The sequence below is a fragment of the Planctomycetaceae bacterium genome, assembly GCA_041398785.1.
Classification (GTDB): Bacteria; Planctomycetota; Planctomycetia; order Planctomycetales; family Planctomycetaceae; genus JAWKUA01.
In genome coordinates, this window is record JAWKUA010000026.1 from 14797 (window position 1) to 32435 (window position 17639).

Annotated in this window: 19 protein-coding genes; 15 read left to right on the plus strand and 4 right to left on the minus strand. The window is 58.8% G+C overall.

What is annotated here, in order from left to right:
- Nucleotides 1–27: 27 nt before the first annotated feature.
- Both R3C19_23130 and R3C19_23135 read right to left on the minus strand, forming a co-directional pair.
- Complete coding sequence (locus R3C19_23130; protein MEZ6063251.1) at nt 28–732, minus strand: vWA domain-containing protein; 705 nt, start codon at nt 730–732, stop codon at nt 28–30.
- A 216-nt stretch (nt 733–948) separates the two neighbouring features.
- Nucleotides 949–1335, minus strand: coding sequence for a VOC family protein (locus R3C19_23135; protein MEZ6063252.1), 387 nt, complete (start codon nt 1333–1335; stop codon nt 949–951).
- Between the two features lie 362 nt (nt 1336–1697).
- Between R3C19_23135 and pdxH the strand changes: the two genes are divergently transcribed.
- The 3 genes from pdxH (at nt 1698) to R3C19_23150 (ending at nt 5178) form a co-directional block, all read left to right on the plus strand.
- Nucleotides 1698–2300, plus strand: coding sequence for a pyridoxamine 5'-phosphate oxidase (pdxH, locus tag R3C19_23140; GenBank protein ID MEZ6063253.1), 603 nt, complete (start codon nt 1698–1700; stop codon nt 2298–2300).
- 389 nt (nt 2301–2689) lie between these two features.
- Nucleotides 2690–4474: an ATP-binding protein gene (locus tag R3C19_23145; GenBank protein ID MEZ6063254.1), complete on the plus strand. Its 1785-nt coding sequence runs from the start codon at nt 2690–2692 to the stop codon at nt 4472–4474.
- Nucleotides 4471–5178, plus strand: coding sequence for a hypothetical protein (locus R3C19_23150; protein MEZ6063255.1), 708 nt, complete (start codon nt 4471–4473; stop codon nt 5176–5178). Before R3C19_23145 ends, R3C19_23150 begins: the two co-directional genes overlap by 4 nt.
- Before the next feature lie 61 nt (nt 5179–5239).
- Here R3C19_23150 and R3C19_23155 read toward each other — a convergent pair whose 3' ends face one another.
- Entirely contained in the window at nt 5240–6145 is a 906-nt protein-coding gene (locus R3C19_23155; GenBank protein ID MEZ6063256.1) for an NAD(P)-dependent oxidoreductase, read from the minus strand.
- Nucleotides 6146–6193: 48 nt separating this feature from the next.
- Between R3C19_23155 and R3C19_23160 the strand changes: the two genes are divergently transcribed.
- The 3 genes from R3C19_23160 to R3C19_23170 all read left to right on the plus strand — a co-directional run bounded on the left by R3C19_23160 (nt 6194) and on the right by R3C19_23170 (nt 9564).
- Nucleotides 6194–6514, plus strand: a complete 321-nt coding sequence (locus tag R3C19_23160; protein ID MEZ6063257.1) for a rhodanese-like domain-containing protein — start codon at nt 6194–6196, stop codon at nt 6512–6514.
- A 766-nt stretch (nt 6515–7280) separates the two neighbouring features.
- The gene (locus R3C19_23165) at nt 7281–8846 is read left to right on the plus strand and encodes a hypothetical protein (GenBank protein ID MEZ6063258.1); all 1566 of its coding nucleotides are present in this window, start codon (nt 7281–7283) and stop codon (nt 8844–8846) included.
- A 217-nt stretch (nt 8847–9063) separates the two neighbouring features.
- Nucleotides 9064–9564: a DUF1559 domain-containing protein gene (locus R3C19_23170; protein MEZ6063259.1), complete on the plus strand. Its 501-nt coding sequence runs from the start codon at nt 9064–9066 to the stop codon at nt 9562–9564.
- On the opposite strand, the gene R3C19_23175 is transcribed toward R3C19_23170, so the two are convergent.
- The gene (locus R3C19_23175) at nt 9561–10640 is read right to left on the minus strand and encodes a DUF1559 domain-containing protein (GenBank protein ID MEZ6063260.1); all 1080 of its coding nucleotides are present in this window, start codon (nt 10638–10640) and stop codon (nt 9561–9563) included. The genes R3C19_23170 and R3C19_23175 overlap by 4 nt on opposite strands.
- A gap of 295 nt (nt 10641–10935) precedes the next feature.
- Between R3C19_23175 and R3C19_23180 the strand changes: the two genes are divergently transcribed.
- The 9 genes from R3C19_23180 to R3C19_23220 all read left to right on the plus strand — a co-directional run bounded on the left by R3C19_23180 (nt 10936) and on the right by R3C19_23220 (nt 17364).
- The gene (locus R3C19_23180) at nt 10936–11811 is read left to right on the plus strand and encodes a hypothetical protein (GenBank protein MEZ6063261.1); all 876 of its coding nucleotides are present in this window, start codon (nt 10936–10938) and stop codon (nt 11809–11811) included.
- Nucleotides 11812–11892: 81 nt separating this feature from the next.
- Nucleotides 11893–12867, plus strand: coding sequence for a hypothetical protein (locus R3C19_23185; protein ID MEZ6063262.1), 975 nt, complete (start codon nt 11893–11895; stop codon nt 12865–12867).
- Between the two features lie 17 nt (nt 12868–12884).
- Nucleotides 12885–14315 carry a glycosyltransferase family 39 protein gene (locus tag R3C19_23190; GenBank protein MEZ6063263.1) on the plus strand — a complete coding sequence of 477 codons (1431 nt, stop codon included), beginning with the start codon at nt 12885–12887 and terminating at the stop codon, nt 14313–14315.
- A gap of 511 nt (nt 14316–14826) precedes the next feature.
- A complete protein-coding gene (locus R3C19_23195; GenBank protein ID MEZ6063264.1) occupies nt 14827–15210 on the plus strand; it encodes a dihydroxy-acid dehydratase in 384 nt (127 codons plus the stop codon).
- Between the two features lie 118 nt (nt 15211–15328).
- Entirely contained in the window at nt 15329–15505 is a 177-nt protein-coding gene (locus R3C19_23200; GenBank protein MEZ6063265.1) for a dihydroxy-acid dehydratase, read from the plus strand.
- 5 nt (nt 15506–15510) lie between these two features.
- A complete protein-coding gene (locus R3C19_23205) occupies nt 15511–15654 on the plus strand; it encodes a dihydroxy-acid dehydratase (protein MEZ6063266.1) in 144 nt (47 codons plus the stop codon).
- A 153-nt stretch (nt 15655–15807) separates the two neighbouring features.
- Nucleotides 15808–16014, plus strand: a complete 207-nt coding sequence (locus tag R3C19_23210) for a dihydroxy-acid dehydratase (GenBank protein MEZ6063267.1) — start codon at nt 15808–15810, stop codon at nt 16012–16014.
- Nucleotides 15992–16330, plus strand: a complete 339-nt coding sequence (locus R3C19_23215; protein MEZ6063268.1) for a dihydroxy-acid dehydratase — start codon at nt 15992–15994, stop codon at nt 16328–16330. Before R3C19_23210 ends, R3C19_23215 begins: the two co-directional genes overlap by 23 nt.
- Nucleotides 16331–17217: 887 nt before the next feature.
- On the plus strand, nt 17218–17364 hold the full coding sequence (locus R3C19_23220; protein ID MEZ6063269.1) for a hypothetical protein: 147 nt from the start codon (nt 17218–17220) through the stop codon (nt 17362–17364).
- Nucleotides 17365–17639: the final 275 nt, after the last annotated feature.

Sequence of the window (17639 nt, forward strand, 5' to 3'; positions counted from 1 at the left end):
TGCCGGATACAGACGCCGGGCGGCTGCTCAGTGTTCGCTTTCGCGCGGTTCAGAGTCGGGAGTCTGCTGGTCGTCCCGTCCTGCCGCAGCGGCTCTGTCGGCGGAGTCGAACGCCATGACTTCGTCCATGATCCCCTGCCCTCGAGCTTTGCGGACGCGGTTCAGTTTTCCGCCCAGTGCCTGGAAACACCCCATCGTTCCGGTCGTGGACGCGGCAAACGTCATGGCCTGATCGGCTCCGACGCCCATCTGTGCCGCGGTTGCGATGGCATCCTGATTCGCCCCAAGGAAGATGAATTGCCAGGAGTACTTTTCCCGCTGTTCGCGAATCATTTCGTTAATTCGGTGAAGCGTGAATTCGCGGCTGGCGTTTTCGAAGCCGTCAGTCAGCGTGACGAAGATCACGGTCCCCGGCCGTTTGTGTTCCCGCAGCCGGCTCAACCGCTGCCCGGTCGCGACGATTGTCCGGCCCATCGCGTCCAGCAGCGCCGTGGATCCGCGAGGCTGATACGTGCGGTCTGTCAGCTTCGGAGCCTTGTTGACGTTGCGTCCGGCGTACATCGGTTCGTACTGATCGTCGAACTGCACCAGCGACAGTTCCGCGATACCGTCACCGGAACACTGCGACGACAGAAACCCGTTGAAGGCTTCAATCGTCGCGGCCTTGATGAAACCCATGGATCCGGATCGATCCAGGACGAATGTGATGTCGGTCAGGTCAGTTCGAGGCATCGTCGGGAATCCTTTGTGGATGGACTGTCGCAGCGGCATGCGCCCCGGCGGACGTCGCCGGAAGCCATCGAATGTCGCTGTGTCTGTCTGTCACTCAGGATTCCGGCGCAGAACCCGCCAGGATTTCCGAAAAAAGATTTTGTCGGGTGAATGGGGGCATCGCAGAGTCTCTGCAACCGATTCATTCGCAGGACGAACTCAAACCCGTGCCGCCCGCTACCATCCGGCAGGCGGTTCCCAGAGTTCTACCTTGTTGCCCTCCGGATCAATGACCCAGCCGAATTTCCCAAACTCAGATTCTTCGAATTTCTCCAGAACGGTGCAGCCTTCTTCCTTCAGAACGGCCAGCAGCGACCGCACATCAGCAACGCGGTAGTTGATCACAAACGGTGCTGCGCTCTGCGACAGACATTCGCCGTCCGCCGGTCCAATGGACCATACGGTGGTTCCGGATGTCGGATTACCTTCCGAATCCTGCCATCGGAACGTGGCGCCGCCCCAATCCTGCACGTCAATTCCAAGGTGCCGCTTGTACCAGGCTTGCATCGCTTTTGGATCCTTCGCTGCGAAGAAGATTCCACCGATGCCGGTGACTCGTTTCATTTTCGATTGTTCCTGTGAGTCTGCATGAAGGCGAAGTGCGGTATGTCGCACGATGAACTGCGATCGATCCGGTGGCAGGGACGCTGGCGGATGGATCGAGCGTTGCCGTTGCGGCTTCGTGAGTCGTTGTGTATCCAGAGGAACCCGTCAACGGTCCAGAGCGGACGTAATGGCAGGTTACACGGCGGGGAATGCGTTGTCACGATGCTCAGCCGACCCTGAAAGCGAACTCACGTCGCGCTGCTCGCCTGCGATTGCGACCCGGCGATATCGAATCCCTGGTGGTTGTGGTGCTTTGCACTTCGAAGTGCTCGGCTATCATTCCGGGAGAATAACTTTTGAGGTGCATGGAATCCTTTTGTATGACATTGAAGCGACAGGACCTTGACGCCAGCCCGTTTCGGCAGTTCGAAGCGTGGTTTCAGGCGGCAAACGATGCCGGGCTGCATGAACCCAATGCGATGAGCCTTGCGACGGCAACTTCGCAGGCCGCGCCGTCTCTGCGAACGGTGCTGCTGAAGTACTGGGACGAACAGGGATTCGTGTTCTTCACCAATTACGGCAGCCGCAAGGCTCGTGAGATCAACGAGAATCCTCAGGTCGCCGTACTGTTCTACTGGCCCCCTCTGCAGCGGCAGATTCGAATCGAAGGAGCCGTTCAGAAGGTATCTTCCGCGGAATCGCTGCGGTATTTCGCGACGCGCCCCCGAGGCAGCCAGTTGGGAGCCTGGTGTTCGGCACAGAGCACGGCGATTTCTTCGCGGTCGATCCTGGAAGCGAAGCTGGCTGAGATTCGGCAGAAGTTCCAGGAAGGGAAGATTCCGCTGCCTTCGTTTTGGGGCGGATATCGAATTGTCCCGCGACGATTCGAATTCTGGCAGGCCGGCGACGACCGTCTGCATGATCGGTTCGTGTATGAGCCGGCGGAAGACGCAACCTGGTCCATTCAGCGACTGGCTCCCTGACATTGCGCCCCCTGACATCGGGCTCCCCGGCTTCCGCGTGAACCGGGTTGGTCCCCGTGCGGATGGCCCGTCCGGCGTTCGCCCTTCCGGTGTTCGGGCGATTGCAGCGGTACACCAGCCGCCTCGGACGATTTCGCCAGGCCCGATTGACCGGTGACAGCATTCGCGCTCGCAGTTCGTCGGTCAGACGCAACGGCTGCCCGGCAACCGCCGCGCTCGTTTGTTCTGGTTCGTGGCGACCATTTGAAGGCGGGCGAGAACTGGTACCGACACCATGCCGTCGGCCTTCATGCGGTGTTCACAGACTTCGGCGACAGTTATTCTTGCGGCAATTCCGGAGGCGCAAGATTTGCCTGACCGTGATCTGTCTGAGGCGCGAAGAGAACGTTTTGAACTGGCTGAAATCACGACTGTTCTGGCGGATCATCGGGATCTATGTCCTGTTGTCGACGCTTGCGCTCGGCGGCTTGCTGATCACACTGACGGAGCGACTGCGTGCTCACGGCAGACATGAACTGGAAGCGGAGAACCGCCGAGTTCTGCAGGCGATCTGCGAAAGTCTGTCCGGCGGCGCCTCACTCGCTTCGATCGCAGGGGACTGGGAGCCGCTGCTGGGCAGCCGGAATCAATCGCTGGTTCTGCTGGACGATGCCGGGACGATCGTTGCCGCGACGCACGGCGGTGACGCGCTGAGCAGCGCGACGCTTGGTTCGCTTGTGCGCAGCACTCGCCACGAACGCGCAGTGACCATCTGGCTGGCCGGCAGACCGACCGTCGTTGTAAGTGCAGCGTCCGTCGAATCTGCGGCGTCCGATGTAGCGGTGGTTGTGCTGCAATCAGATGTTGCCGACAGACTGGAAGCGTCTGAAGCGGTGGTGAATTCCGCGGGGCGAGCGGCCGTTGTAGCGTGGCTTTGCGGAACCGCGTGCCTGGCGTTTGTCGCGTCGACGTTTGTGGGACCGCTGCGTTCGCTGATGTCGGCGATGACCATGTCAGAATCTTCCCAGGACCGGCGAAGCGATCTGCTGTTGCGGCTCAGCGACCGGCCGGACGAATTCGGCCAGATCGCCAGGTCGCTCAGGAACGTTGAGTCCGACCGGCGCAACAAACTGGCGGAGCTGCAGAAGTCGGAAACGCAGGTTCGAGCACTGGCGACTCGACTTTCCACGGTTCTGCAGTCGATGGTGGAAGGCGTTGTCGCGGTGGACACCAGCGAACGCATCCTGTTCGCCAACGACGTGGCCGGAAAACTAATGGGACTTGAGCCTTCCGAAGTGGAAGGGCGTTTCATCTACGAAGCAATCCGCAGTCCTCACGTGCAGGACACGGTTCGGGAAGCGATTCTTGCCGAAGAGCCGACGACATTGGAATTCAAGCTGCCGCGCGGCGGGCAGCAGCTTTCTCTGGTGGCGGCTCCGATTCGCGGCGAAGGAGCGACCGGCGCGGTGCTGGTTTTCCACGACGTGTCGGAAATTCGCCGGCTGGAATCGATGCGACGCGATTTTGTCAGCGGCGTGTCCCACGAACTCAAGACGCCGTTGACCGTGATTCAGGCCTGCACGGAAACTCTGCTGGACGGTGCCATCGATGACCGGGACGCGGCCCTCCGGTTCCTCAGGCAGATTGAGGAACAGTCGGAGCGACTGCTGCAGTTGATTCTGGGAATGCTGCAGCTTGCTCGTGTGGAGTCCGGGGAGCAGGCATTCAACAGGGAGCCTGTTGCGGTGCATGAAATCGGTGCACAGGTCATTCAGTCACTGAAGCCCGTCGCCGAAGCCCGATCCATTCAGCTTTCAATGACCGGCGAAGCGGAAATGTATGTGCTTGCCGACTACCAGGCACTGCGGACCGTGCTGAGTAACCTGGTCGACAACGGAATCAAGTACACTCCGGAAGGCGGGCAGGTCACACTGGAACTTTCCGCGGAAACTCACGCCGGCGTTATTCGCGTTCAGGACAACGGCGTCGGCATCCCGGAGAAGCACCGTCGCCGTGTGTTCGAGCGGTTCTATCGCGTGGAACGGGATCGGAATCGCGAACGAGGTGGCACCGGACTGGGACTGGCGATTGTCAAGCACCTGTGTAACACGATGCGGGCGGAACTCAGCCTGCACAGCCGAGCGGGCCAGGGGACAACCGTCACTATTCGGTTTCCCGTCGAGGACGGACAATGACCAAAGAAGACTTTCGCAACTGGCTGGTAAAAAAAATCGAAACGCAGCAGAAGCTGACGATCGGTGCCAGCGCCGCGATGGCGGTGCTGGGACTGCTGGCGTTTGTTGTTCAGGGAGGAATTCTCTACTGGCTGGTTTCGTTCGGATACGGCCGGACGACCGGCGCCATGGTGATCCTCGGACTGTTCGGCGGAATGGGAGTTTTCACGTTTCTGACCGCTCCGGGGAAACTCCGCGATGGTGAATTCGAAGCGAACACGCCGGACGGTTCCATCACGGTGCGCGTTGCTCCCACCATGTCCGCTGCCTGGACGTTTGCGATGGGCAGTCTGGAGTCTGACCAGTCATGGCCTGAAAGAATCTTCGGCCTGCTGATGCTGGTTCCGCGGCTGATCTGGACCGCCTGGTACATGTACGGGCGCATTGAGCAGGTCCGGCAGATCGATATCAACGCGTGCGCGGCCGTTCTGCGACTGTTGTTCAAAAAGTCCGAAAAGGTCAGCGTGGAGACGATCGCCGAAAAACGAAGCGGTACTGATCTGACAAAGACGCTTCGGGAAGTTTCGCTGATCGACGGAGTCGTATTCCTGACAAAGCGGGATGTCGGTATCAGCATCGCTCCGCGGTTGTCGGAGGATCTGGCGAAGTGGCGCGAAAAGCTTGGCGAATCATCCGAAGCTCCGTCGTCACCGTTTGCTGACTGATGCCGCAGCACGGTGATATCCAGTGAAACGGCCGATCGTTCCGGTTCGAAGCCTCAGGCGATCATGACCCTTCGGCAGCCGCGACAAGCTGTTCGACGGTGTGTCTCAGCAGTCGGTCGCCGCCGAACTGCATTCCCAGACCCTTGATCTTGTCGCTGACAATCTGATGCCGGGGCACCGGACATTCACCGTTGATCACTGCGTCGCTGCCGGAGATTTCCTTTGCCAGCTCGGCGACTTCGCAGTCGGAGATATATCGGTCGTAGCAACTGAAGACTTCTCCGGCGACGGCGTCGGCATGCAGCAGGATATCCACGGCCTCCGCGACATCCGCCGCATGTACCTCCTTTCCGCCGCGGTGGCATTCGACGGTTTCCCCGGCGGCCACGCGCCGCACCAGATCGTACCACTTGCTGCGGGACGGCACATGATGCAGTCCGTAAATGCCGGTTGGCCGCAGCGCGCAAATCGTGTAGCCGGCGCCAAAACCATAGCTGTGAACGAACTGCTCAATCGCGGCCTTGTAGGCTCCATAGTGAGTCGTCATCCACAGCGGATGAGTTTCGTCGAGCGGCCGGTCGTCGAGAATCTTTTCGTGAACCGCGCACGTGGAAATGAAGACGAACCGGCGAACGTGCAGTCTGCGAGCCGCCTCGATGAGCTGCACCGAACCGACAACGTTTTTCTGCACGAACTCCGTGATGTCGCCTTCGCCGCCGCGAAACGTGTCACCGGTACGATGCAGGCCGGAGTGGACGACCGCGTCGCAGCCTTCCAGCAGAGCCACACACGAACGTTCGTCGCCAAGTTCGCCGCGGACCCAGGTGACATCCATACCGCCGTCGCCCGGTTCATAGCAGTCACTTTCCGAGCGGTACCAGCAGCGGCACGAGTTGCCAACTTCGTGCATCTTGTTCACGATATAGTGGCCCAAGAATCCGGTAGCACCGGTGACTGCGACTTTCATTCAGGATCCCCTGGCACGGGCTGACGGCAACGAACAGGAACAGCGATTATGGAAGTGGACTGCGGGACTGTCAAAGCGAAGCGCGACGCGGGCGACGTCTTCCTGCTGCTGGACTGCCGTGAACAGGCCGAGTTCGACCGGGTCGCAATCGATGGGGCCGTGCTGCTGCCGATGAGCGAAATTCACGGGCGAGTCTCTGAACTGGAAGAACACAAAGCTGCGGAAATCGTCGTCTACTGCCACCACGGCGGACGCAGTCTGCGTGTTGCCATGTGGCTCCGGCAACAGGGGTTTCAGAAAGCGTTCAGCATGGCTGGCGGCATCGATCAATGGGCGATGGAAATTGACGTTTCCCTGCCCCGATATTGAGCAGCGATCACGACCTGTTCGACGGCTGAAAAAAGCACCTCTGAAACGACAAAGCCGCGTCGAACACCTCGGCGCCTCAATGAGTTTCCACGCCGCTTGATTCTCCGGCGCGACGGGGTGGTCACGAACCGACTTCCGTTCAGGCGCTGATCCTCGGGGCAGGACAGGATCGCGCGGACGTCCCGGACTGCGCTGGATCCGCAGATTCCGAATTCGACGGTGGACGACTTCGTCGCCAACCGAAGAGGACTCCCGTCGGACAGGTCGCGTTCGCTCGACCGCGAATTCACAACATCCCGGGAAACCACAGTGTCGGCGGCATTCGCGAAGCCTGCCCAGGAATCAGCGACACGGCTCGATCGGCAGCTTTCGCCGATCCTGACGGCGCTCGGCAGAGAACGACGTCAACGCCGTCAAGCAAAACTGCCGGAATTGCCAATTTGCGCGATTTTCAGCAGAAATGTCCTCTCGACGGTATTGCTGCGATCCGGTAATTAGCCGCGTCTCTCAATTTCTCTCCTCACCTATCTGTCCTGAACTCCTCGCATCTCGTTTTTGGCATCCGCCTGTTTTCCTGTTACGTGCCGGACACACCGAATCGACCGCAGTCCCGTGCTGCCATCGTAGCCGGAGAATCGTCCGCACCTCTGAATCGCAGAAGCGATGGACGCGGGTCGGCCTGAATTTCGCCAGACGACACCCTGCGGTTCGTGCCCGGAAAAATCTGTCTGCCAGCCCACTGTTTTTCTTTCGAATAAGGCCCTTCATGCGCCGATTCATCTCGCTTCCTGTCTGGACTTTGCTTGTCTGTGCACTGGCACTGGCGGGATGCTGCATGTCAGGACCCGGCTACTATGGCCCGGGATACTATGGGCCCGGCTACTATGGCCCGCCGGTGGGCAGCACGGGGAATGGTTACCCGGTTTTCTGGGGACCGGGACCGATCCCGGTAGTTCCGGTCAACGGTCCGGGAGGTGAGCCGCCGATTGTTGGATACATTCCTCCCGGTACACTTCCGCCGACACTGCCTTCGTCGCCGGTTGTTCCGATTTCGAATCCTGTGGAACCGACATCACCGGTGTCGCCCGCTCCGGACACTCCGGCAGAGCCTCCGGTTATCGTGGGGTCTCCGACGAAACCGGAGACTCCGACGACGCCTGCCGATCCCGGCGAATACTGGGCGCCGTGGCCGCTGCCGCCACGCAGTGGAACGGCAGCCCGTTCCGTAGGACAAACCACGGCGGGATCGCTGGCTGCTCAATCGACGGGACGACGGCACGGCCATCCGATGCGTTCCACGGTTCGAGGCGGATCGCGCGCGGCGCGTGATCACCATTCTTCCGCCGGGCTTCCCGGACGCATGCCAACCTACACGGAACGAGTCACCGGAGCGCCGTCCACGCCGTCGGAAGATCTGCGGTATCGCGGTGGTCGCATCATTCCGCATCTGTCCTTTGTGAACCTTTATGTTGGCGGCGACGACGCCTGGCAGAAAAGCGATATCGATTCCATCGACCACGCCATCGCCGCGGCCATGTCAGATCGGTATCTGAACAATGTCATGCGTCAGTATTTCAACAACGCCGAAATCACCAGCACGGAACTGCCGTCACATCCGCTGGTCGGTTACGTGCCTTCCGTGATGACTCAGGGCGACGTCGAATACTGCATGTCGTACCTTTACGATCGCGGGTATCTGAGTCAGTACGACCTGTCGTCGACGGTGTTCAACCTGCTGCTTCCGCCGGGAACGGTGCTGAATGACGCACCCGAACGCCGGTCCACCGCAGCGCGAGCCGGACGGAGCGCGCGCGCGACGAGATCCGCCGCGAACGTTATTGTCGCTTCCGCCGAAGACGTGGAATCGTCACCCGTGATTCCAAAGGCTGAGGAAGGTGATTCGACATCCGGACTTGGCGGTTATCACGGCAGCATTCATAAGGGCGGCAGCACGGTCTACTACTCCGTCGATGTCTATTCGGAACGCCGTGCCGACGGATCCATGAACGGCATTCCGGTCTTTCAGGAAAGCTGGAAGAACGTCGTTGCAACGCTGTATCACGAATTGAATGAAGCTCGAACGGATCCGGATGTGGAAGACGCCATCCGCAACCCGTACGACATCGGTTCGGAACGATACCTCGGCTGGACGTCCGATCGCGGCGAAGAATGCGGCGATTACCCGCTGGACGAAGCCCGCCAACTGAGCATGGTTGTCCTGGAAGTGCCGCTGGCGGATGGAAGCGGAACGGTGCCCGTGCAGCTGCAGTATTCCAATGCCGTGCATGGTCCGGAAGGCCCGATCGCTGAACCGCATCCACTGCCCCGCTGAGTTAAACGGCGTTGATTTTCTCCACCGGCGACACACATTTAGGCGAGTGTCGACTGAAAAGATACCATCGAACATGGAGCAGGATTCATCATCCTCCTGGCGAAGCCGGCTTGCTGTACCACACAAGTCACTTTTCGTCATATTGGCTAGCTTGGGTAATCACACGGGGGTATCTGCGGTATCCCCGTTTCACCCAGATTGCCATAATTCGAGATGTGTGGTAGAGCCAGCGCAGGATGGAAAGGACGGCTGGGGCTATGGAGCGTTCATTCTGCCGCAGCTTCACCAGGCTTCGCTCTTCAACGAGCTTGCCCCAAATCGAACCTCGCGCGACGGGCCCGCGGTTGACCAGTCGCTGGTCAGCACAAGACTGCCGGTATTCGAGTGCCCGGCGGTCCTTGAGGAAACAGCGGGACGTTCAAATTACAAAGGCTCCGCCGAACTCTTTGCCTACGAAGCGCCGCTGGAAGACGTGTACGACGGCGAAAGTACGACACTGATGCTGGGTGAGTCCGTCGCCCTTCACAGATGGGCGGACCCCGGGACAGGAACCTGCACGTCCGGGCCGAATCAGGGTGACTTCGGGAGTCCGCATTCCGGTGGAGCGAATTTCCTGATGTGCGACGGGGCTGTTTACTTCATCGCCGACCACGTTGACATCGCGACATTTCAGGCCCTTAGCACTCTCGCAGGACGAGAAGTCGTCGGTGACTTTTAACGCAAATCACTCACAACGGATTGCCGCAGCGGAGTGTCGTCCAGATCCGTTCCCTGAGGACTTGCCAGAGCCGCATAGACTCCGCCGTCAATCGATTCGTTCAGAAACGAAACACGCCCGTCGGCGTATGCCATGTTAACGCCGCCTTCATGAAACGAATTCGGGACAGGTGACGAGCCTTCGGCAGCCCAAAGTCCGCTGTTGATCGCGTTCTCCGCCGCATTCGACAGTTCGTGATTCACGCTGCCGTCGGAACACCGGGCAGCCGGACAGGGGATTCCGACAAAGAATGTCGTCAGCAGCGGAGACGGGTTTGCGAAATTGCCGGATGAGGACTTCGGATCGAAGCCCGTCCGGACGTTTTCACCGACCAGAAATGTCTGTGACGCGCCGTCGCGAATCATGTTCAGAGAATGATGCCGCACGGTTCCTCCGGGATTCGAGTTCTCCGGAAAGTACATCCCTGACTTCTTCAGAATGCCGCGATCCAGGTCGTCCACAGCGTCATCGCCGCTGCACACCTGCCCGTCGCCGTTCAGGTCCGGGAATCTTCGCTGCCAGTCAATCGGGCAGTCGCGGACACCGGTGCCAGTCTTCGTTGTGAAACCCCAGCCCCCGTTGACGGCGTAGCTCAGATCCCCGTGCGGCTTCCTGCTGCGCGAAATGTCAATCGGGCACAGGAAAACTGGAACTCGCGTCGCCGCCAGGGGCTCGTTCACGGGATCTGAGAATGACTTGTCGAAAGTCCAGCGTTCATGCAGATTTCCCTGGTCAAGATGCGGCAGGATCGTCACCGCCCAACTGTGACGGGCCTCGCCGGGGCTGTCGTCCGGATCGTGAAACAAGCCGGACGCGGGAAACCGGCGATGTGAGTCATGGAACGCCAGCAGTGCGATGGCGATATTCTTCAGGTTATTCTGACACTGCACTTTTCGGGCAGCAGTTCGAGCAGTCCCAATTGCCGGGAGCAGCAGGGCGAGAATCACGCTGACGATCGCCAGTATCACCAGCAACTCCAGCAGAGAGATGCCGGAACGGCGGGATTCAGCCCTTCGCTTGAATGACGTGCTGTGCATCAGAGAACTCTCATTCCGGCGCAAGTCACGAGACGCCCTGACGAGCGGCCTAAGCGTCTGAACCACGCACCGGTGGCTCATAAACTTATACCGAGTTTTTCAGCCACAGCCAGCGCACCGCTTGCAATCATTGAAATGTCTGCTTTAATACTTAAGAGAGCCAGAGAGCCAGAGAGCCAGAGAGTCAGAGACAGCGCCCCTAGGCTAGGCCGCGTTCGGATCTCGAGTCACCGATCCGGAGATTTCAACCGTCCGACATCTCCAACTTTCCGTAAGTCCAACAAAGGAGTCAGTGATGTTCGAAAACCGTGTTCAATTTCTGTGCCTGCTGACAGTGTCACTCGCCTTCGGTTTCGCCGCCAACCCCTGCAACGCTGATCCATGTGATCCGGTGGAGAAGAATAGTTTCGGTGAGAATGTAGCATTTGACATCGGTGGCCAGTTCACGCCATCTGGACGCCAATTGTATCGGCTTGACGGCGCGAATTTCGTGACCGATCACCGGCGATACGGAATGGATCAGACCGGAAATATGGTGGCATGCGATACAGGCAAGGAGAATTGTGTCGGCACGCCCTACTCATACACTGTCGTCGCAGGGGCATTGCCGCTTTACACCCCAGCAATCTTTGATAATATGGGCAATGTTCTTAACCCAAAGGTGATCAACGGCGTACTATGGACGGAAATCACTGCGGACGAGATCAATGCGTTCTATGATATGAAATACGCCGGATACACCCCCGTGGGGAATGCAGACATTTCTCAGAACTGTCATGGATATGCGTTCGAAGTACATGACTGGCCGTTCGACGGTCCCACTGCGCCGGGCCAGGCGGGTGATGGTTCGTGGACCCTTCTGAATCCAATTGGCGAGAACTGCTGCTACGAACCTGCATCGACGAAAGATTCTGTCCTCATTGCCTGGCATCCAATTCATACGATTAAGCTGACTGGCGGCCAACTTTGTAACAACACGATGGGGCCAGTTCATATTATCAATGGTTCAAGTGAAAAGTTTCGCTCAAGTCGGATATACGAGCAGCAGTCTCAGTGCCCCAACAGCGTCGACTACTACAAGGCACACAGAAACCCAGCGTACGGGACCGTGTTTCCATTCGGGTGGTGGAAAAAGGTTGGGGGACCAGCAGAGGGTCGTTCGCCACTCTGAATTTACCTTTTTGGACGGTGAGGCACATGCACGCCCTGATCGCAATGGCGATGTGGGTAACTTTTCCGGAAGGGGCGACTGATGAAGCGACGAATCGTTATCGCGTTTGGGGTTGCTGTTGTATTCTCTAATGCCGTGTTGATTTGGAAGCTCCAGGGCCGCACAGGGCGCGAGGCGCGCTCACTCCCGAATTCGCCTGAAAAGCAACAAGTTGACCTTGCACAGGGAGCCGTCATTCAACGGCAGCGGATTGACGACTTTATCCAACGTGTTCGCGTCATGTCCTTGACGGAACTAGAGAAGTCGCTGAGCGACTTGGAACTGGTCGTGACTTTTTCAGGGTTACTGGGTAGCTCACCATCCGAAGCCAGCAACCAGTTCGAACGGATTCTCGCAGATCGTCGTGTCGCAAAACTGTATGCCGCCTATCGCGATTCAGGTGAAATTCAGGCGCGTTCGAGCTCGCTGGCGTTGTTTGAAGTCTGGTTCACAGAACATCAGCGCCGGCTTGAACGTGCAATTGAGTTCTACGAACAGCATGGGGGATACCAATTGACAATCGGATTGGACGCATCGAACTACGCATGCGCAGCCTCGCTGTTTCTGATGAGCAACTTCTGCAGTCCGGAGGAAGTACTCGATGCCATTCAGCGCTGGACCGAAGTCGGTCGTCGCGGCATGGCGCGCGTTCACAATGATCGCCTGCCTGCCGGAGCTGAACCGCTTGATACAATGCCGATCCCGGAAGACCTGCTTGTGGTCAATGTGTGCCTCGCCTGCCTGCTCCGAAACTTAGGACCGGTTGCGTTCAGCGATGTCGTAAATGAACCAGTTAGAATTCCGGAATGGGGTTTGACAACACTTCCCCTTGCCGCATGGGATGCACACACGAATCCGTTTGATTTCACGCATATTCACAAGGGAGTTCCGTTCGACGAATCAGCGCTTCTGGCCAACTTCACATACATTCGCAGCTTCTCGAGCATCTATGCAGATCACGATGATGCTCGTGAAGGAGTGAAGAATCGCGTGCTGGCGGCGGTTGCCGCCTTGTGAAAGCCGGTGCCGATGTGATGACTCCGGAAGCGAATCGCCAACACCATAGTGCCGTGTGGCTGATCCTTGTCATTCACGCCGGATTACTGGCTCGCATTGCCGTGGTGAACGCGCCTGTCTTTGATGAATGTGCGCACCTGCCCTCGGGACTCAGTCACTGGCAGACAGGGACATTCGACCTGTACTTGGTGAACCCGCCACTGGTGCGGATGCTCGCCAGCCTTCCGGTTCTCTGTGTGAACTCGCAGGGGGACTGGCCGGTCGAAGCGACACACCCGTATGATCGTCCGGAGTTTCCCGCCGCGTACCAGTTCCTGAGAACGAACAAGGAAACGTTTCTCTGGTTCTTTACGCTCGCACGATGGGCACTGATTCCCGTTTCGATGTTCGGCGGCTGGATTTGCTTTCGGTGGTCCCGCGAACTGTACGGAACTGCATCCGGCTTCGTCTCCCTGGCCCTCTGGTGTTTCTGTCCGGATGTTCTGGCATGGGGCGCGACCATCATGCCCGACGCCGGGGCCGCCGCATTCGGCGTTTGCGCCGGCTACACATTCTGGCGTTGGCTACAGAATCCCGTCTGGGGACGCGCGTTGATCGCCGGGCTGGCACTGGGACTGTGTGAACTGACGAAAACAACCTGGATTGTCCTGTTTCCGCTGTGGCCCGTGATCTGGCTGTCATCCCGTGTGCGACGCGATTATGAGACTCGCCAGAGCGCCCCGCTCTCGCAGATGCTGGCGATTGTGTTGCTTGCCGTCTATGTCGTGAACCTCGGGTATGGACTCGAGTACAGTTTTCAGCGACTCGGCAGCTTCCACTTCATTTCCCGGACACTCGGCGGGCCGGAAGCACACACAGACTCCGGTAACGTTTTTCGTGAGACACCACTGGAAGCGATTCGTGTCCCGTTCCCGGCGAACTATGTGCGTGGCATGGACGTTCAGAAATACGAACTGGAAAAGGGAAAGTGGTCCTTCCTTCGAGGAGAACACAGGCATGGCGGTTGGTGGTACTATTATCTATACGCGCTCGCGGTGAAGACGCCTCTTGGAACTTTGTCGCTGCTTGTGATCGCCGGTTGTCTGACGGTGTTTCGGGCAGACTACCGGATACCGGTTAGTGGTGAACTATGCGTTCTGGTGCCAGCCGCCGCGATACTTGTTCTGGTGAGTTCTGCAGGCTGGTTTCAACAGATACCTGCGATACGTTCTGCCGGCGATCCCGAATCTGCCTGTTTTCGCCGGCCGCGTCGGCCGGTCATTCACCTCAGGCACCGGTCGCTGCAAGTGATTTGCGGAATCAGTCTGTTGTCGGGCGTCGTCGGCAGTCTGTCGGTGTTTCCCCATTCGATGTCGTATTTCAACCTGGCGGCGGGTGGTCCAAGCGCAAGGGTCCCCGGCACTTGTTGGATGCGAACGTTGACTGGGGACAGGATCTGCTTGAATTGAACGGGTTTCTCGACCACCACCCTTGGAAGCCGCCGATTCATCTTGCTTATTTCGGCTTCCTTGAACTGCAGCTTGCGGACATCGAATTCTGCCTCTGTGCTCAGCAGAACACGATCTGGCTGTGCCGGTACGCGGTCAGCGTCAACCATGTATTCCGATACCATGATTGACGAAGGAAGCCCACGTACACGTATTTTCAGCAATTCGTGCCGGTGGCGAGAGCAGGGTTATTCGATTTGCCTGTATCGAATCTCGATGGGGACTCCGCGCGGGCAGACCGCCTTCGACTCTGATTATCACGTCCACAGGACGAGTCAGGCCTGCATCGCTGCCCGGTGGTGTGAGAGTCTCCGCTCCAGACGCTACGACCTGATAGGTACAGCCAGTCGTTCTGAGTTCGGCTGGCAATCGCTTCTCATCCACACCCTGAGAAAGTACTGGTCCGCTGTTTCCTATGTGTTCTCACGCACTGCTGCATCGAGCAGCTTCGCAGTTATCGATTTCGGGCCGGATGATCTGCGTTCTTTTCGGCCATCGGTCCCGCCAGAAACAATCCGGGTTCGACACCGGAGAATTCGCAGGCAAGCCGGTCATCGGCATTCTGAACACGTGGAACGATCTCATCAGTTGCCACGCTCACTTCCGTCAGCGAGCCGACGACATCAAACGCGGCGTCTGGCAGGCAGGCGGGATTTCCTGTCGAAGTGCCGGTGATGGGACTGTCCGAAACGTTCATGAAGCCGACGTCGATGTACTACCGCAATCCTTTCTGGCGATGGAAGCGAGGAAGTTCGCGCACGTATCCCATCGACTGTGCCGTGTTACGGGAGGCTGCGACAAGACGATTCCCGCGTTGCTGATGGGGCGTTTGTGCGCGGACGTGCCGTCGACGTGATGCCCGGCGGGCCGATGAACAGAAAACGTCGTGGCGAGGCGACCCGCCAGGGCAGCGGCAGCGACGTCTGGAAGTACGGCCGAACGCGGAGCCGGGCGGCTGGGTTGCGAAGCTCCTGGTGCAACTGGAAAGCCACATCGCCGCGTCGCCGGGCCACTGCATTATCGAGGGCACCGCGTCGACGATGACGTCGATCGCCGAAACGATGGGAATGGCTCCGCCCGGTTCGGCGTCTGTTCCGGCGACTCATTCGGGTCATTCACGAATTGCCTCCGCGATCAGTCGGCAGGCGTGAACCTTATGTGGTACGACGTGCGCCCGTCGCAGATCATGACCGACGACGCATTCCACAATGCAATCACGCTGATGGCGATGGGAGGTTCCACGAATGCGATCGTGCATCTGGATGGGCATTGGCCGGCCGGAAGCCTGTGGTGCCGCTGACTCTGAACGCTTCGATGAGATTTCAGACAACGCCTGTGATCGGCAACATCGCCTGGCGGGAAAAAGTACGTGATGGGAGACTTCTTCGATGCCGGGGTCTGGCGGAGCGTTGCTGTCCGGAATCTCTGACCTGCTGAAACTGATGCGCCCAACGTGGCCGGAACAACTCTGGCCGACGCGATTGAAGGTGCCGAAGTTTACGACGCCGACGTCATTCGTCCGCGAGACAATCCGATCTGCCCGAACAACAGCCTGGCCGTGCTGCGAGGCAATCTGTGTCCCGACGGAGCGGTCATCAAGCCAGCCGCCGCGGAAGCTCGCCTTCTGAAACACCGTCATGGCTCCGCCATCGTCCTGTGATCTCGACCTGAAGGCTCGCATCGATGATCCTGCGCTGCAGCTGACGAAGGACCATGTCATCGTGCTGCAGAACGCGGGGCCTCTTGGAGCACCCGGCATTCCGGAATGGGGCATGCTGCCGATTCCAAAGTACCTGCTGGAACAGGGTGTCCGCGACATGGTGCGTATCAGCGACGCCAGAATGAGCGGCACTGTTATGGTTCGGCGTGCTGCACGTCGCCTGGAATCCGTCGGCGGCCCGCTGGCGTTCGTGCAGACCGGCGACATGATTTCTGCCAGACGTCGAAAGCCGCACGCTTCAACTGGATGTTTCTGACGACGAACTGGCTGCCCGCAAGGAGCTGGAAGCAGCCGGAAGCCGTTTTACGCGAGCTACGGAAGCTGTACTGACCAGACTACTCAGGCTGTTGCCGGCTGCGATTCCGCTTCCTGCATTCCGACGGCAGCCACGATGAGAACCGAGTATCTATTGAGTCGCAATTTCCTGTCGGTTGAGTTCGAACGCACTTGCCGTGCGTTCAGAAACCCGGATTACCAATCGCCGACGCGTCGTGTCCGGCGTCGATCGTGAATTCCGAAGGTGGAGATCGCTGCGGCGGTTCCGCTGTCCGGCAAAGCGTCACACGCCGAGCGTGAATTCAGCGAGAAGGCTTCGCCGTCAATACGCGTTCGGAACCGTCTCTTTCGAACACGTTCCGGGTACTCCGGGTTAATATCCGAGTTCTCCTGCGGTGTAAGAACTGGTCGAATGAAACGCCTCCCGTCGAGGTCACGATGGACAATTCCAATCCCTATGCCAGCGCCAATTGTCCAGGACAGATCGCCAGACAGCGAACGCGGAGCTTTCCGGTCAGGTATTCGCTGTGGAGTGTATGGCTGCCGGCGATTATCGGAACGGGTATTTCCGGAGGCGTGGCTGGCGTGGTCTTTGGGGCGGTCCGCTCGGCTTTATCTTCGGCTGCCTGTTTGCGTTTCCCGCTGCAGTCTTTGTGACGTCTATTGGAATCGCAAGACGGCATTGCACGGACGCCACCATTCGAGTCGGGGCGTTCTGTCGACGACGTCCGCATGCGGGGCGATCTCCGGGCTGGTCTGCATCGTGCCCAATTTGGCCGGCTCCTGGACAACTGAGCCGGTCGCCGGATTCCTGCTGTTATTGGCCGTCGCGATGTTTGCAGTATCGGTGGCGGATTTGGCGGATGGATGGCGATTCGATGGCGTATGCCGGCAATTCCGGAAGACGCGGAACGGAACACTCGGCAGCAGTGCGGGAAGTCCGTTGCCGCCTGCCTGATTGTGCCGAACCGCGACTACCACGCGATCGAATTCACGTTGGCTCCGGCTTCGTAGGATTTCCGGCTGCGGATCGAACGCGCACATTCCGTTGGCATTTGGCGTGATCGCAGATCGGCGGATCCATTTTACGGGAGTTGCCGTCAGACCAGATGGCCCTTCTTCCAGAATGGCGGGAAAATACGTCGGGCGGCTGCCCGAATGAAAATCGCCTGAGTCAAAGTTGCCGGACGGAGCTGCGGCATTGATTTTCCCGGCCACTGAACTTCGAATTGCCGTGGACGAACAGTTCGAACACACCATGCTGCTGACGGGATTGCCGGGTAGACCGA